The sequence below is a fragment of the Cyanobium sp. N5-Cardenillas genome (genome assembly GCF_024345515.1).
Taxonomy (GTDB): Bacteria; Cyanobacteriota; Cyanobacteriia; order PCC-6307; family Cyanobiaceae; genus Cyanobium.
Window position 1 is genome coordinate 1 of the sequence record NZ_JAGQBG010000055.1, and the last position, 14,623, is coordinate 14,623.

At 69.4% G+C, this 14,623-nt stretch carries 15 protein-coding genes, 1 other RNA gene and 1 pseudogene; 8 read left to right on the plus strand and 9 right to left on the minus strand.

The window, feature by feature from the left end:
- Positions 1 to 1,884, plus strand: a 1,884-nt coding sequence (gene ftsH / locus KBZ04_RS06330) for an ATP-dependent zinc metalloprotease FtsH (protein WP_254991097.1), incomplete at its 5' end; no start/stop codon positions are given.
- 69 nt (positions 1,885 to 1,953) lie between these two features.
- On the opposite strand, the gene clpP is transcribed toward ftsH, so the two are convergent.
- Positions 1,954 to 2,544 carry an ATP-dependent Clp endopeptidase proteolytic subunit ClpP gene (gene clpP / locus KBZ04_RS06335; RefSeq protein WP_216908779.1) on the minus strand — a complete coding sequence of 197 codons (591 nt, stop codon included), beginning with the start codon at positions 2,542 to 2,544 and terminating at the stop codon, positions 1,954 to 1,956.
- A 95-nt stretch (positions 2,545 to 2,639) separates the two neighbouring features.
- Here clpP and psb29 point away from each other — a divergent pair, with 95 nt between their 5' ends.
- Positions 2,640 to 3,335 carry a photosystem II biogenesis protein Psp29 gene (gene psb29, locus KBZ04_RS06340; protein ID WP_254991111.1) on the plus strand — a complete coding sequence of 232 codons (696 nt, stop codon included), beginning with the start codon at positions 2,640 to 2,642 and terminating at the stop codon, positions 3,333 to 3,335.
- Here psb29 and KBZ04_RS06345 read toward each other — a convergent pair.
- The 3 genes from KBZ04_RS06345 to petN all read right to left on the minus strand — a co-directional run bounded on the left by KBZ04_RS06345 (position 3,298) and on the right by petN (position 5,008).
- A complete protein-coding gene (locus KBZ04_RS06345) occupies positions 3,298 to 4,665 on the minus strand; it encodes a hypothetical protein (protein ID WP_254991099.1) in 1,368 nt (455 codons plus the stop codon). The genes psb29 and KBZ04_RS06345 overlap by 38 nt on opposite strands.
- 96 nt (positions 4,666 to 4,761) lie before the next feature.
- Positions 4,762 to 4,929, minus strand: coding sequence for a hypothetical protein (locus KBZ04_RS06350; protein ID WP_254991101.1), 168 nt, complete (start codon positions 4,927 to 4,929; stop codon positions 4,762 to 4,764).
- On the minus strand, positions 4,907 to 5,008 hold the full coding sequence (petN, locus tag KBZ04_RS06355; protein WP_015108283.1) for a cytochrome b6-f complex subunit PetN: 102 nt from the start codon (positions 5,006 to 5,008) through the stop codon (positions 4,907 to 4,909). The genes KBZ04_RS06350 and petN overlap by 23 nt, the downstream gene beginning before the upstream one ends.
- A 64-nt stretch (positions 5,009 to 5,072) precedes the next feature.
- Between petN and clpS the strand changes: the two genes are divergently transcribed.
- Together clpS and KBZ04_RS06365 are read left to right on the plus strand one after the other, a co-directional pair.
- On the plus strand, positions 5,073 to 5,366 hold the full coding sequence (clpS, locus tag KBZ04_RS06360) for an ATP-dependent Clp protease adapter ClpS (RefSeq protein ID WP_254991102.1): 294 nt from the start codon (positions 5,073 to 5,075) through the stop codon (positions 5,364 to 5,366).
- Positions 5,367 to 5,375: 9 nt separating this feature from the next.
- On the plus strand, positions 5,376 to 5,651 hold the full coding sequence (locus tag KBZ04_RS06365) for a DUF2103 domain-containing protein (protein WP_254991103.1): 276 nt from the start codon (positions 5,376 to 5,378) through the stop codon (positions 5,649 to 5,651).
- On the opposite strand, the gene KBZ04_RS06370 is transcribed toward KBZ04_RS06365, so the two are convergent.
- From KBZ04_RS06370 to KBZ04_RS06385, 4 genes are all read right to left on the minus strand, one after another.
- The gene (locus KBZ04_RS06370; protein ID WP_254991104.1) at positions 5,596 to 6,066 is read right to left on the minus strand and encodes a hypothetical protein; all 471 of its coding nucleotides are present in this window, start codon (positions 6,064 to 6,066) and stop codon (positions 5,596 to 5,598) included. The two genes, KBZ04_RS06365 and KBZ04_RS06370, sit on opposite strands and share 56 nt — an antisense overlap.
- Positions 6,067 to 6,104: 38 nt before the next feature.
- Positions 6,105 to 6,287, minus strand: a non-coding RNA gene (gene ssrS, locus KBZ04_RS06375) — 6S RNA.
- Positions 6,288 to 6,293: 6 nt separating this feature from the next.
- On the minus strand, positions 6,294 to 7,574 hold the full coding sequence (locus KBZ04_RS06380; protein WP_254991105.1) for a 5-(carboxyamino)imidazole ribonucleotide synthase: 1,281 nt from the start codon (positions 7,572 to 7,574) through the stop codon (positions 6,294 to 6,296).
- 63 nt (positions 7,575 to 7,637) lie between these two features.
- Positions 7,638 to 8,534: a carbohydrate ABC transporter permease gene (locus tag KBZ04_RS06385; RefSeq protein ID WP_254991106.1), complete on the minus strand. Its 897-nt coding sequence runs from the start codon at positions 8,532 to 8,534 to the stop codon at positions 7,638 to 7,640.
- A gap of 82 nt (positions 8,535 to 8,616) precedes the next feature.
- Between KBZ04_RS06385 and recQ the strand changes: the two genes are divergently transcribed.
- The 3 genes from recQ to KBZ04_RS06400 all read left to right on the plus strand — a co-directional run bounded on the left by recQ (position 8,617) and on the right by KBZ04_RS06400 (position 12,790).
- A complete protein-coding gene (recQ, locus tag KBZ04_RS06390; protein WP_254991107.1) occupies positions 8,617 to 10,446 on the plus strand; it encodes a DNA helicase RecQ in 1,830 nt (609 codons plus the stop codon).
- Positions 10,447 to 10,473: 27 nt separating this feature from the next.
- The gene (gene aroB, locus KBZ04_RS06395) at positions 10,474 to 11,592 is read left to right on the plus strand and encodes a 3-dehydroquinate synthase (protein WP_254991108.1); all 1,119 of its coding nucleotides are present in this window, start codon (positions 10,474 to 10,476) and stop codon (positions 11,590 to 11,592) included.
- A gap of 103 nt (positions 11,593 to 11,695) precedes the next feature.
- Positions 11,696 to 12,790: a DUF4912 domain-containing protein gene (locus tag KBZ04_RS06400; RefSeq protein ID WP_254991109.1), complete on the plus strand. Its 1,095-nt coding sequence runs from the start codon at positions 11,696 to 11,698 to the stop codon at positions 12,788 to 12,790.
- Positions 12,791 to 12,796: 6 nt separating this feature from the next.
- Here the strand turns inward: KBZ04_RS06400 and KBZ04_RS06405 are convergent, their stop codons facing one another.
- Positions 12,797 to 13,987 (minus strand): class I SAM-dependent methyltransferase, encoded by a 1,191-nt coding sequence (locus KBZ04_RS06405; protein WP_254991110.1) that lies wholly within the window; start codon positions 13,985 to 13,987, stop codon positions 12,797 to 12,799.
- An 80-nt stretch (positions 13,988 to 14,067) separates the two neighbouring features.
- Here KBZ04_RS06405 and KBZ04_RS06410 point away from each other — a divergent pair.
- Positions 14,068 to 14,623: pseudogene (locus KBZ04_RS06410) on the plus strand (TPM domain-containing protein); the annotation flags it as partial.

Here is a 14,623-nt window from a genome sequence, read left to right on the forward strand (position 1 = left end):
CTGGCGCCCGGGCCCACCGGTGACACCACGGCGCCCCGCAATGCCGCTGTGGCCCGCATGAGTTATGGCCGCTTCCTTGATTACGTCGAAGCGGGCCGTGTGACGGCGGTCGACATCTACGACGGTGGCCGCACCGCGGTGATCGAAGCGGTGGATCCCGACCTCGACAACCGGGTCCAACGGCTGCGGGTGGATCTGCCCGGGGTCGCCCCCGAGCTGATCAACAAGCTCAAGGACCAGGGCATCAGCTTCGATGTCCACCCACCCAAGGCGACCCCGCCGGCCCTGGGCCTGCTGGGCAACCTGCTGTTCCCGCTGCTGCTGATCGGCTCGCTGATCTTCCTGGCCAGACGCTCCTCGGGCATGCCCGGCGGACCTGGCCAGGCGATGCAGTTCGGCAAATCCAAGGCACGCTTCGCCATGGAAGCGGAAACCGGCGTCAAGTTCGATGACGTTGCCGGCGTCGAGGAGGCCAAGCAGGACCTGCAGGAAGTGGTCACCTTCCTCAAGACTCCGGAGCGGTTCACCTCCGTGGGGGCCAAGATCCCCCGCGGTGTGCTGCTGGTGGGCCCCCCCGGCACCGGCAAGACCCTGCTGGCCAAGGCCATCGCCGGCGAGGCCGGAGTGCCCTTTTTCTCCCTGTCGGGCTCGGAGTTCGTCGAGATGTTTGTGGGTGTGGGGGCCAGCCGCGTCCGCGACCTGTTCAAGCGGGCCAAGGAGAACAGCCCCTGCCTGATTTTCATCGATGAGATCGATGCCGTCGGACGGCAGCGTGGTGCCGGCATCGGCGGCGGCAACGACGAGCGCGAGCAGACCCTCAACCAGCTGCTCACCGAGATGGATGGTTTCGAGGGCAACAGCGGCATCATCATCATCGCGGCCACCAACCGTCCCGATGTTCTTGATTCGGCCCTGATGCGTCCCGGCCGTTTCGATCGCCAGGTCCAGGTGGATGCCCCCGACATCAAGGGTCGGCTGTCGATCCTCAAGGTGCACAGCCGCAACAAGAAGCTGGCCGAGGATGTCTCCCTCGAGATGATTGCCCGCCGCACCCCCGGCTTCACCGGCGCCGACCTGGCCAACCTGCTCAATGAGGCGGCGATCCTCACGGCGCGCCGTCGCAAGGAGGCCACCGGCCTGGCCGAGATCGACGACGCCGTCGACCGGATCATCGCCGGCATGGAGGGCAAACCCCTCACCGATGGCCGCAGCAAACGTCTGATCGCCTATCACGAGGTGGGCCACGCCCTGGTGGGCACCCTGGTCAAGCAGCACGACCCCGTCCAGAAGGTCACCCTGATTCCCCGGGGACAGGCCCAGGGACTCACCTGGTTCGCCCCCGACGAGGAGCAGATGCTGGTGAGCCGGGCCCAGCTGCGGGCCCGGATCATGGGGGCCCTGGGGGGCCGGGCGGCCGAAGATGTGGTGTTCGGCCACTCGGAGGTCACCACCGGTGCGGGCGGTGACATCCAGCAGGTGGCCTCGATGGCTCGGCAGATGGTCACCCGCTTCGGCATGAGTGAACTGGGACCGATGTCCCTGGAGGCCGGCAATCAGGAGGTGTTCCTGGGCCGCGATCTGATGACCCGCAGTGACGTGTCCGATGCCATCGCCCACAAGATCGATGGGGCCGTGCGTCACATCGTTCAGAGCTGCTACACCGACACCGTCAAGTTGGTGGCCGAGCATCGCGCCTGCATGGACCGCCTGGTGGAGCTGCTGATCGAGAAGGAAAGTCTCGATGGCGATGAGTTCCGCCTGATCGTCTCGGAGTTCGCCGCCATTCCCGACAAGGACCGTTTCTCACCCCTGCTCACGGCGGCGGATCTGGCGTCCGCCAACCATCAGGACGTGGCCGTCGCGGATCCGGCTGAGGCCACCTGAAGCCGGGAACCATCCTGACACCAGTCATGGGAAAGGCCTGCAATCGCAGGCCTTGACAGCCGTTCCGCTTCAGACCGGACGGATGGGACGCTTTTCGATCACCTTGTCGATGAGGCCATAGGCCATCGCTTCGGCCGGGGACATGAAGAAGTCCCGGTCGGTGTCGATCTGGATCTGCTCGAGATCCCGTCCGGTGCGGCTGGCCAGCTCCCGGTTGAGCTTGTCCTTGAGATAGAGGATCTCGTCGGCCTGGATGCGGATGTCGCTGGCCTGGCCGCGGGCCCCCCCCAGGGGCTGGTGGATCATGATCCGGGAGTGGGTCAGGCTGCTGCGCTTGCCCTTGGCTCCGGCACAGAGAAGAAAGGCCCCCATGCTGGCCGCGAGGCCCACACAGACGGTCTGCACATCGGGTTTGATGTGCTGCATGGTGTCGAAAATGCCGAGCCCGTCGTAAACCGAACCCCCTGGAGAATTGACATAGAGGAAGATATCCTTCTCGGGATCTTCCGCTTCCAGAAACAGCAACTGGGCCACCACACGGTTGGCGGATTCTGCAGTCACCGGTTCCCCGAGGAAGATGATCCTCTCCCGCAGCAGGCGGGAATAGATGTCGAAGGCTCTTTCACCGCGACCCGACTCCTCGATGACGATCGGGATCATGGGCTCCAGACAGACGATTGAAACGATCCTACCCAGCCGCCGATCGGGTCGAGTGCCTGCAGCGCTATGGTCGCAGCAACGAAGAATCCAACCGCGTGAGCGCTGCTCTCACCGTCGCCGACAGCAAGCGTGCCTTCCATGGCGCCTTCCCCCATGTCATCGGTCCCCTCTACCGGCGCATGGTCGACGAATTGCTGGTGGAGCTCCACCTGCTCAGCCGCCAGAAGGGCTTCCAGACGGATCCCCTGTTCGCCGTTGGTCTCGTTCAGGTGTTCGACGGCTTTGCCCGCGGCTACCGGCCCGAGGAGCAGAAGGGACCCCTGTTTGAGGCCCTGTGCGCCTCCTCCGGCTATGACGGTCCTGACCTGCGCCGCCAGTGCGTTGAGGCCCTCGCCGCCATGGGGCGCCACAGCCAGCAGGAGGTGCGTCAGTGGATCGAAGCCCAGGGGGAAGGGGCACCGGCGCCGGTGGCCACGGCCCTGGCCAGCATCCGTCGGCCGGATTTCCATTACTCACGCCTGATGGCCGTCGGCCTGCTCGCTTTGCTGGAGCAGGCCCTCGCGGACGACGCCATGGAACCCCAGGCCCTGCGCCAGCTCGCCCACGACATCGGCGCCTCGATCGGCCTGCTGCGGGACCGTCTCGACAAGGACCTCTCCCTCTACGCCAGCAACCTGGAGAAGATGTCCATGGCCGTCGAGCTCATGGAGGAAACCGTGGCCGCCGAGCGGCGCCGGCGCGAACGGCAGGAGATCACGGGATCACCTGAAGGCGTCCCCTCAGCCAGCTGACCCCACCGGCACCGGGGGCGGCCTCCATCGCCAGCTGGTCGGCGCGACGCACCAGATCCGGCAGCGGTTCGGGCAGCAGGCCCAGCTGATCCAGGCCCTGGGGGCGCACCCGCAACCACAGCGAACCTGGGCCGGGCGCCTGAACACCCGTGGTGGTCATGGTCTGCCAACGGGACGGAACCGGACCGAGGAACAACAGAAGCTGGGGTGTGGGCCCGCTGTCCCCGATCCAGCGCCATCCCCCCAGCACCACACCATCCTCCCGGCGCCAGGTCGCCGCCTGCGCCTGGGACGACGGGCTGGCGCCTGGCAGGTCCTGCAGGGCCTGGGCCTGCAGGGAACGGCCCAGGCCGAGCAACAGGTCTCGCCAGGCCTGGCGGTCGCGCCCAACCGCCACCTGGAGCTCGAGCGAGGCCTGGAAGGGGCCACTGGCCTGGGGCTGGAGCCGCAGCCGGAACGGGGAACGGCGCAGCAGGGCCAGGCCTTTGGTGTCGATGCCGTAGCGCGCCGCCAGGGGATCCCGGATCAGCTGCCGCGACAGCAAGCCGCGGAACAGCTGCTCCAGGGAGGATCCCTGGAGTTCCAGCAGCAGGTCGGGCGGCAGGGGTGGCAGGGAAGACGCCGGGACGTCCGGGGCACGGACGGATCGGGCCGGACCCGCCGTCGCGGCACGGTCGGTGGCCTCGCCCCGCCAGCGCAGCTCGGAGGACTCCAGCGACAGGGACAGGCAACCCTCCTGGTAGGCCTCCAGCAGCGGGGCCAGGGGCCCCACCAGCGCCCCGAGGCCGGAGGCATTCCAGAACACCCCCTGACCGCTCTCCAGCCTGGGCAAACAGGCGCTGTACAGACCGCGCCCGGCCCGCTGATCGGGCCGCAGCTGGTCCTGGAGCAGGCGGCGTGAGAGGGCATCCGGCGCCACCACCAGCAGATTCCCCACCCGCAGACCATTGGCGGGCAGGGGGCGCTGGGAGCCGGCGTTGTCCTGGACAGCCAGGTAAGCCCCCCCGTCGGCATGGGGGCCCCAGAACTGCCACCAGGTGCGGCGTTGCTCGCGCCACAGCCGGGTGGCCGGGGTGGCGCCGAAACGCTCACGCCAGAGGGCCGGCACGGGCCTATCCGGACTGGCGGCAAAGCTCTGCAGCAGGCTGCTCGCCGCCATGAGCTGCTCCAGCCCCTGGGCCCTGGGCCTGGGCCAGCGCCACAGGGCCAGGCCGGGCAGCAGCAACAGCAACAGCAGCGTGGCCGTGGTGGCCGGCAGCGGGGGGAGCGGCAGCCGTGGCAGGGCCGGTGCCACCAGAGAACGTCGGAGACGATCGAACGGACGGCTCATGCAAACGCCGACAGGGTTCGGCCTCGGTGGGTGATGGGCGGCCGCCGTGATTCCCCGGACAAACCGCCATGGCTGAACCGGGGCCAGCCCAGGGCCTCAGGGGCGGGAGCGGCCTTCGGTGGAGCGACGACGGCGCCGGTCACGCCATTCGACGGTGGACAGGTAGATGACGCCCACGCTCACGAACAGGAGCAGGGCGGAGGCCAGACCCGCCAGCAGGGTGGTGGTGGGGAAAGCCAGATCAGAAACCGATGCTGTTGTCACCGTTGCGGCCCCACACCACCATGGCGATCGAGAAGGTGAAGATGGCCGCCAGGGCGGACCAACCAAGGGTGATCAGCATCGAGCCCGATTCAAGGGTGAGCGCATGTTACCTACGCTGGTGACCGGCAGCCGCTGAAGGCCCCATGGTCGTCGCTCCATCCAGAAGTCCCGCCCAGGCGGGGCAGCGCCTCCAGGAGCGCTATCCCAACGTGAATGTCATCGTCCTTGACGATGACGTCAACACGTTCCAGCACGTGGTGGAGGCCCTGGTGCGGCACCTGCCGGGCATGCAGCCCGATCAGGCCTGGAATCTGGCCCACCGGATCGATGGGGAAGGATCGGCGGTGGTCTGGAGCGGGCCCCTGGAGCAGGGGGAGCTCTACCACCAGCTGCTCAGCGCCGAGGGGTTGACCATGGCACCGCTGGGCCAGGGCTGAGGAAAGGCCATGGCCCGGCTTGTGATCACCCACAGCACTTACGTGGAGGGGCTCATCCCGCTGTTGCGGCGGCTGGCCACCCTGCCGGACATCGACACGATCACCCCGGCGGTCATCACACGGGTGAAGGGCCGCAGCATCGGTCTGCGGCTGCGGGTGTCGAGCCCGATCACCGGCGGCCACAAGCTGCTGGCCCGCAGGGGCAGCACGGCTCAGGAGGTCTTTGTGGTCACGCGCCTGAGCCGGGATCAGCTGCAGGAGGCCCTGGATCGGCTGACGCGCTGAGCAAGCTGGTGGGGGCGACCCGCTCGTAGACCGCCGGGGTGCAGAAGCGGCCGTAGGCGCCGGCCTCCCGGAACCAGCTCGCCCCTTCCACCTCCTGCAGATCGTGGGGATGCAGCCCCCAGCGTCGCTCGAGGTAGGCGGCCGCAGCGGCCGCATCGAAGCAGGGCTGGCCCCAGGCCACGACAGCCAGGGCCAGGGCCCGAATCCGCACGGCACCGGCCGGACTCTCCTGGATCTCCTCCTCCAGCAGAAAGGTGCGGAAGTCGCCCTGGCTCTCCCCTTCCAGGGGGTACTTCTGCAGATAAAGCGCCCGGGCGCGGGGAAAGACGGGGCCCGGGGCGCGGGCCAGGAGGCGCTCGAACGACGACTGGAAGCTCGGAAGCTCGCTGATCACGGCGGCGGATGGACGTGCCACCAGCATGGCGGGCCGGGCGCCATCGGAAGGTGAGAAAAGGGTGGACCGCCGTGCCGTCTTGCCCCAGTGTTCGACCTGGATGAACCAGGTGGGGAGTCAGGGGCGGGGCTTCGTTTCCGGCCGTGAGGCCGGTATACGTTGCCGTCGCTGAAGACTCCCCGCGTCGAAAGGGAGTCAGATCAGAAAACTGTGAAAGGCAGTCACCAACACGGCAGTCCGGAACCATCCTAAGTGGCAGAACCGGGCAGCGGCCAGATGGCGCGCACCTCCGCCAGCCGCCGCTCTTTGTCCCGTTCACGCTCGGTGTCCGTGCGGCCCTCAAGCAGCAGGGTGAGGTGGCCCAGCTTGCGGCCGGCCCCGCCCCCCTGCTTGCCGTACCAGTGCAGGTGGGCGCCTGGGAGCGCCTCCAGGGCCAGGCGCCGCTCCAGCTGGTCGGCATCGCCACCCTCCGGGGCGAGCAGGTTGACCATCAGGGCACCGGGCACCACGGCGTCGGTGGCGCCCATCGGCAGTCCGGCGACGATGCGCACCTGCTGGGAGAACTGGCTGGTGCGGCAGGCCTCGATCGTCAGGTGGCCGGAGTTGTGGGTGCGGGGCGCCAGCTCGTTGACCTGCAGACCCGAAGGCCCGTAGAAGAACTCGATCGACAATACGCCCACATAATCGAGGGCGGTGAGCACAGAGGCGGCCACGTTGCGGGCGAACACCTCGACCCGGTGATCCACCGGCGCGGGGAAGAGCACCCAGTCGCAAACGCGTCGGTGCTGGTGCGTCTGCACCAGGGGGTAGCAAGCCACCGTGCCGTGCCGGTCGCGGCAGGCCACCAGGGCCAGTTCCTGCTCGAAGCGCACCAGCTCCTCGAGAATCCAGTCGTCGGCGTCGACCGTGGCGAGCAGCTCCTCGAGGGCGGCCAGGTCGGCCAGGGGCACCGTGCCCCGGCCGTCGTAGCCCCCGCGGCTGGCCTTGGCCATCATCGGGAAAGCGAAGCCCTCGGGAAGGCGGGGAGCCGCTGGGGACAGAGAGGGGCTCGGCTGGCTCACCGGCACGATGGTCTGCCCCCCATACGCCGGGCCGGGGGCGACGGGCTGGAACACATCGGCCAGGGGGAACCAGCGGGGGGCCGGCAGGTGCAGGTCGCCCAGCAGTCGCCGCTGCCCCGCCTTGCTCACCAGGGGACGCAGCGCCTCGAGTCCGGGCAGGAACTGGAGACCAGGACCCTCGAGCGCCTGCAGGGCCTCCAGGGGAATCCACTCGTTTTCAAAGCTGATGGCGCGGCAGCGGCTGGCCAGCTCCCGGGTGGCGGCCACGTCATCGATGGCGGCCAGAACCACACTGGCCGCTTCGCGGGTCGCAGGATCGTCGGCGCCGGGGGTCTGCACATGCAGGGCGACGCCGAGGTCCCGGGCGGCCTGGGCCAGCATCCAGGCCAGTTGGCCGCCCCCCACGATGCCGATGGCATCGATCGCAGCGGGTTCCGTCTGGGGATCGGTGTCAGGGATGGTCTGCACCCTGCGAGGTCGTTCGAACCGGGGACCAGCCTGCCACCAGGGCGTCAAGGCCCAGGCGGGTCCTCACTGCAGAGGGTTCTCGGCGGCGAAGGCATAGCGGACCAGGCTGAGCAGCAGCACGATCAGAAACAGGGCCAGGCCGACGGTGCAGGCGTAGCTGATCTCCAGCTCCGAAAAAGCCTGGTCGTAGACGTAATAGACGATCGTGCGGGTGCTGTCGGCCGGCCCGCCCTGGGTCATCAGGAAGACCTCCTCGAACACCTTGGTGGCCCCGATGGCCGAGATCACCGCCACCAGGGTGATGTAGGGCCTCAGCAGGGGCAGGGTGATGTCCAGGTGGCGACGCCAGCCCTCGCTGCCATCCAGGGCTGCCGCCTCGTAGAGATCGGCGGAGATCCCCTGCAGGCCGGCCACGAAGATGACCATGTAGTAGCCGAGGCCTTTCCAGAGGGTGACCAGCATCACCGAGGGCAGGGCCAGGCCGGTGGAGGTGAGAAAGCCGATCGGCGTGAAGCGATCTCCCAGCAGGGCCGCGAGCCAGCCGTTGACCAGGCCGTTCTCGGCGTAGAGCCAGCGGAAGGCGATCGCCGCCACCACCAGGGACACCAGGACCGGGGTGTAGAAGGCGCCGCGGAACCAGTGGATGCCCGGCAGCTGACGGTTGACCAGCACCGCCAGCGCCAGGGATCCGAGCACGATCGGGGGCACCACCCCCACCAGGTAGAGAAAGGTGGTGCCGGTGACGCGCAGCAGCATCGGATCCGCCACCAGCCGGCGGAAGTTGGCCAGGCCGACGAAAGTGAGCGGCTCGCTCACATCCAGCCCCGTGCGGGTGAAGCTGATCACCAGGGCCATCGCTGCCGGGATCAGCACCGACACGGCGAGCAGCACCAGGGCGGGGGTCAGGAACGCCCAGGCGGAGCGGGTCGCTGCCGATGCGGCGGGGGTGGGTGGGGCCATGGGTGCATCCTGCCGGAGCCGGGGCGATGCACAATCGGAACCGTGGCAGGAGCCCCCCGGTGCCGCCCGATCCCCGTTCCCCATGACGCCGACGCCGAAGCAGGTGCTGCGGGAGGTCTTCGGCTACGACGCCTTCCGCGGCCCCCAGGCCGCCATCGTCGAACACGTCTGCGCGGGGGGCTCGGCCCTGGTGCTGATGCCCACCGGTGGCGGCAAGTCGCTTTGCTATCAGATCCCGGCCCTCTGCCGGTCTGGCACCGCGGTGGTGGTGTCGCCCCTGATCGCCCTGATGCAGGACCAGGTGGGGGCCCTGCGGCAGGCCGGCGTGCGGGCGGCCGCCCTGCATTCGGCCGAAAGCGCCGATGCGGCGTCGACCACCTGGCGGGAGCTCCAGGCCGGCCAGCTGGATCTGCTTTACGTCTCGCCGGAGCGGCTGCTGAACGGTGATCTGATCGAGCGGCTCGCCGATCTGCCCCTGGCCCTGTTCGCCATCGATGAGGCCCACTGCGTCTCCCAGTGGGGCCATGATTTCCGGCCCGAGTATCTGCAGCTGGCGGTGCTCGCCGAACGCTTCGCCGCGATTCCCCGTATCGCCCTGACGGCCACGGCCGATCCCCGCACCCGGGCCGAGATCGTGGCGCGCCTGGGCCTGGAACAGGCGGCGACCTTCATCGACAGCTTCGATCGGCCCAACATCCGCTATCTGCTGCGGGACAAGACCGAGCCCCGGCGGCAGCTCCTCGACTTCGTGGCCAACCAGCAGGGTCATTCCGGGATCGTCTACGCCCGCTCCCGCAAGCGGGTGGAGGAGTTCGCCAGCACCCTGAAGGCCGCTGGCCACGACGCCCTGCCTTACCACGCCGGGCTCTCGCCTGAACGGCGCAGCGCCGCCCTGGAGCGATTCCGGCTCGGCAGCGGCGTGGTTGTGGTGGCCACCATCGCCTTCGGCATGGGCATCGACAAGCCGGACGTGCGCTTCGTCGCCCATGTGGACCTGCCCAAGAGCCTGGAGGCCTACTACCAGGAGACGGGCCGGGCGGGCCGGGATGGCCTGCCCGCCATCGCCTGGATGGTGCACGGCTCCGGGGACGTGCCGCCGTTACGTCGCTTCATCGACGACTCCGATGCCGATCCGGCCCAGAAGCGGATCGAGCACGGCCGCCTCAATGCCCTGATCGGCTTCGCCGAGGCCTCCAGCTGCCGCCGGCGGATCCTGCTCCGCTACCTGGGCGAAGCGGACGGCAGCGACTGCGGCAACTGCGACGTCTGCCTGGAGCCGAACCAGGGAACGGATGTGACCGAGCCGGCCCGCAAGGCCCTCTCCGCTGTTTACCGCACCGGGGGGCGTTTCGGCGCCGCCCACCTGGTGGACGTGCTGCTGGGCGGGGACACGGCCCGGATCCGCAGCCTCGGCCACGACCAGCTGGGGGTGCACGGCATCGGCAAGGAACTGGATCGGGGCCAGTGGCGCAGCCTGTTCCGCCAGCTCAGCGCCAGGGGTTACCTGGTGGCCGCCGCCGATGGCCATGGGGGCCTCCAGTTCGGTGATGACGCCCTGGTGAGACCCCTGCTGCGTGGCGAGACCCGCCTGGACATGCGTCTGCCGTCGGCAGCGAAGGACCGTCGCGGTGCGGCGGGCGGGGGTGGGGCAGGAGCGGGGCCCGCTGCCGGAGCGGACACCGTTGATCCAGGGCTCCTGGCGGCCCTGAAGGCCTGGCGGCTGGAGCAGGCCCGCCAGCAGGGGCTGCCGCCCTACGTGGTCTTCCATGACCGCACCCTGATCGCCATCGCCGAACGCCGTCCCACCGCCCTGGACGAGCTGGCCGGCATCACCGGCATCGGTACGGCCAAGCTCGCCAGCTATGGCGAGGCGGTGCTGGCCGTGGTCGGAAGCCAGACCGCACCGGCCTAGCCTCAGCCCACCCTTGATGAACCGTCCGTGCCGCAGGACCACCGCACCATCACGGTGTCCCTGGCCGCCGATCCCTATCCGATCCTGATCGGTGAGGGCCTGCTCGGCCGCCTGGGCTCCTTCCTGATCGAGCGGGGCTTCCAGAGCGGCACCCGGGTGCTGGTGGTGACCAACCCGGAGGTGCAGGGATTCCATGGTGCTGAAGCGCTGACGGGTCTTGAGTCCAGCGGCTTCGCCGTGCGGAGCCTGGTGCTGGAGGCCGGGGAGGAGCACAAGACCCCGGCCACCGTGGCCGCCATCCATGACGCCGCCTTCGCCCATCGCCTGGAGCGGAGCTCCCTGATCGTCGCCCTCGGCGGCGGTGTGGTGGGGGACATGGCCGGCTTCGCCGCCGCCACCTGGCTGCGGGGCATCGCCGTGGTGCAGGTGCCCACCACCCTGCTGGCCATGGTGGATGCCGCCATCGGCGGCAAGACCGGCGTGAACCATCCAGGCGGCAAGAATCTGATCGGCGCCTTCCACCAGCCGAAGCTGGTGCTGATCGACCCGCGGGTCCTGGCCACCCTGCCGGAACGGGAGTTCCGCGCCGGCATGGCCGAGGTGATCAAGTACGCCGTCATCGGGGATGACCAGCTGTTCAACGAACTGGAACAGGCCGCCTTGCGTGATCCCCTGGGCGGCCTGGCCAGCCGCGAAGCCATCGGGCCCGAGCTGCTGCAGGGCCTGCTGGAGCGCTCCGCCGCCGCCAAGGCCCGGGTGGTGGCCGCCGACGAGCGGGAAGGGGGCCTGCGGGCCATCCTCAACTACGGCCACACGCTGGGCCATGCGGTGGAGAACCTCAGCGGCTACGGCACCTGGCTGCACGGCGAGGCCGTGGGTCTGGGCATGGTGGCCGCCGGGGACATCGCCGTGGCGATGGGACTGTGGAGTCAGGCGGATCAGGACCGGCAGCGCCGGCTGGTGGCGGCCGCCGGACTGCCCATGGGCTGGCCGGCCCTCGATCCCGAGGCCGTGCTGACCTCCCTGCAGGCGGACAAGAAGGTGCGCCAGGGAAAGGTGCGCTTCGTGCTGCCCACCGGCGTGGGATCGGTCACCATCCGCGACGATGTCGATCCGGCCACGATCAGGGCTGTGCTGACCGTGTAAGGCCCGCCGTCTCCGGCTTCGATCGTGGTCTTTCGCTGACAGGGAAGGCGGGAGCCCCCCAGATCGGGGACCATCACCGGAAGGTTTTTATTCCCCACGGCCCATGAGCAGTCGTCCCAGCCGGTTCACCACCTTTCTGAGCCAGCCCCTGCGACGACTCGGCGCCCTGGCCAGGACCATCGGGCTGGGGAGCCGCCAGGAGACGGCCGGTCCTTCGTCATCTCCCGCCGAGGCCCCCTCCCCTGCGGCATCCTCACCGACCAGCCCCGCCGCCAGCGCCCCCGTGGCGCCGCCGAGCGACGGCGGCGGAGAATCCTCCTGGGTGGCGTTCCTGCCCCGTGATCCCCAGTGGTCCCAGGTGCGTTGGTCGATCAACCCGGCCGACCGGAGCCGGTCCCAGGCCGATGGCGCCACCCAGCTGTGCCTGCGTGTCGCCGACGTGACTGGACTCGACGGTGGCTCCAGCCATCCCCACACCCTCCAGGAAGTGGTGGTCGATAGCCAGGCCACCGAGTGGTACCTGCCGGTGCCCCTCTCCGGGCGCGACTACAGAGTCGAGCTGGGCTTCCGCAAGGGCGGCAGCGGCGGCTGGATTTCCCTGGCGTTCTCCGCCACGGCCCACGTCCCCGTTCTGGACAGCCCGGCCATCAGCATGCCCGACCCCTTCGTCGCCTTCTCCCTGCCACCGGCGGTCGACGGCACCTCCGCCGCTGCCCCGGCCAGGGAGATCATCAACGACCTGCACGAGCGCCTCTACCAGAGCGCCACAAGCCCCTGGCGCCGCCTGGGCCGCGGCTCCGAGGCCTTCCATGAGATCGACTCCGCCATCGGCCTCCAGGGCAGCGGCGACTTCTCCGACTCCGGTGCGGGCCCCTGGGCCTCCGGCCGCAGCGGCTCCGGCATCGGCGGTGTGGCCGCTCGCCAGCGTTCCTTCTGGCTGGTGGCCGATGCCGAACTGATTGTCTACGGGGCCACCGATCCCTCCGCCCGCCTGACCATCGGCGGTGAGGAGATTCCCCTGTCCCCGGATGGAACCTTCCGGCTCCAGGTTCCCTTCCGGGATGGTCAGCAGCTGTATCCGATCGAGGCCCTGGCCGCCGATGGTGAGCAGAAGCGCAGCATCACCATGGAGTTCCGCCGCACGACCCCCCACGCCTACGTCAATCCCCGGGAGGACGCCCAGTCCGACTGGTTCTGAGCCCCCTCAGACCGGCGGCTGGCTGAGAAACAGGGGCGCTGGCTGAGGCCTCGACGACGGCCACGATTCCGTTGGGCCCCGGTGGAAGGCCAACCAGCGGAACTCACCCAACCCGGCGGGATCCACGAGCCGAAGCAGGTTTTCACGCCTTTGCAACAGCTCCCCCAACCGTGACGAGGGTTGCTGCTGCAGCCCATGCAGGCGCTGGGCCAGACCGAGTGCCAGCAGGGCCTCTCCCTGCCGGCAGCCGCCCAGGGGCTTCCAGGCGGCGGCCCGGGCCGCCGCCTCCAGGGTTTCGAGACAGAGATGGGCCGTCAGGTCCCACATACCCGGCTCCTGCAGCGGGTCGCCGCTGGCCCGCTGGTGCCGGTAGGCCATCAGGGTGCCGGCGGAGCGCTGGGGCGCGTAATAGCGACGGGCCTCATGGGCGTAATCGATCACCAGCAACCACCCTTCGCCCAGCGCCTCGCCGCAGGCGGTCAGCCAGGGTTTCAGCCCGGGGTGGAGCTCGGTGCACCAGCCCGGCGGCCGGCTCCCATCCAGGGGCAGCAGGCCGAGCCCTTCCAGTTGCTTGAGCACGGGCCCGTGGAGTGGCTCGGCGGCCTCCAGGCTCAGGCTGTCCCCCCGCAGACCGACCCGCTGGCGGCACCACTGGTCGTCCCGGCGCTCGATGCGCTCGATGGCCAGGGCATCGAGCACTTCGTGGGCCAGCACCACACCCTGCCGTGGGGCACTGGCCAGGCTTTCGAAATCGATCCAGCGCACCGGTAACGGGCAGGCACGGAGGCGCTGCCGTTGCCGCTGGGCCATGCCGGCGTTCGGCTCCACCAGCACCAGTTCGGTACGCCTGGCCAGCTCGGGCCAGCCGGCCTGGAGCGCCTCGGCCAGCTGCTGGGCCAGCTGGCCCTCCCCCGGACCGGTCTCCACCAGGGCCAGGGGGGCGCCAGCCGGCAGCAGGGCCAGCCACTGGGCCAGCTGGGGGGCGAGCAGCTGGGCGAACTCCGGCCCCAGGGAGGGGGCGGTGGCGAAGTCCCCCCGGGGCCCGATCGCCAACCGGCCGCTCCCGTAGGCCCCATGCTCGGGATCATGCAGGACCCACTGCATGTAGTCGAGAAACGGCACTGAGCCACCGGCGGCCTGCAGTCGCTGGCTCAGCCACTCAGGAACAGCCGGGGAGCCGGAATGGGGGGTCTGCACGCGGCGTCAGGGTGACTCGGTGAGAATGCTGACCGATGGGAGCACGAGCGATGGCGAAGGCGACAGCGGCAGGGACAGCCATGGGAGCGACACGCGATGGCCCGGGAAGGGGCTGGCGCAGGGGGCTGGGGGCCAGCCTGGCCACCCTCACCTTGGTGCTGATGACCTGGCTGCTGCCGGGGCTGGGGGCTGCCGCCCACGCCGCAGACAACCCCCAGCTGCTTCCCGATCACCCCACCCCGGTGATCGACCTGGCCAAAGCCCTCACCGATGGCGAACGGGGGCAGCTGGAGGCCGAGCTGGAGAGCTTCGAAGCCACCAGCGGCTGGAAGCTACGGGTCCTGACCCAGTACGAACGCACCCCCGGCCTGGCGGTCAAAGGATTCTGGGACCTGGACGAGCGCAGCCTGCTGCTGGTCGCCGATCCCCGTGGCGGCAACCTGCTCAACTTCAACGTTGGCGAGGCCCTGTTCGCGCTGATGCCCAGAACCTTCTGGGTGGAGCTCCAGACCCGCTACGGCAACCAGTTCTACGTGCGTGACCACGGCGAGGACGGTTCGATCCTGTCCGCCATTCACGCCGTCAAAGGGTGCCTGGCCATCGGGGGTTGCCAGGTGGTGCCTGGCTTGCCCCAGG

Coding starts and splice junctions, on each gene's coding strand:
- clpP (WP_216908779.1), bottom strand. CDS start 2,544: ATGATCCCGATCGTCATCGAGGAGTCGGGTCGCGGTGAAAGAGCCTTC.
- KBZ04_RS06345 (WP_254991099.1), bottom strand. CDS start 4,665: ATGAGCCGTCCGTTCGATCGTCTCCGACGTTCTCTGGTGGCACCGGCC.
- petN (WP_015108283.1), bottom strand. CDS start 5,008: ATGCTGATCACCCTTGGTTGGTCCGCCCTGGCGGCCATCTTCACCTTC.
- clpS (WP_254991102.1), top strand. CDS start 5,073: ATGGTCGTCGCTCCATCCAGAAGTCCCGCCCAGGCGGGGCAGCGCCTC.
- KBZ04_RS06365 (WP_254991103.1), top strand. CDS start 5,376: ATGGCCCGGCTTGTGATCACCCACAGCACTTACGTGGAGGGGCTCATC.
- KBZ04_RS06385 (WP_254991106.1), bottom strand. CDS start 8,534: ATGGCCCCACCCACCCCCGCCGCATCGGCAGCGACCCGCTCCGCCTGG.
- recQ (WP_254991107.1), top strand. CDS start 8,617: ATGACGCCGACGCCGAAGCAGGTGCTGCGGGAGGTCTTCGGCTACGAC.
- KBZ04_RS06400 (WP_254991109.1), top strand. CDS start 11,696: ATGAGCAGTCGTCCCAGCCGGTTCACCACCTTTCTGAGCCAGCCCCTG.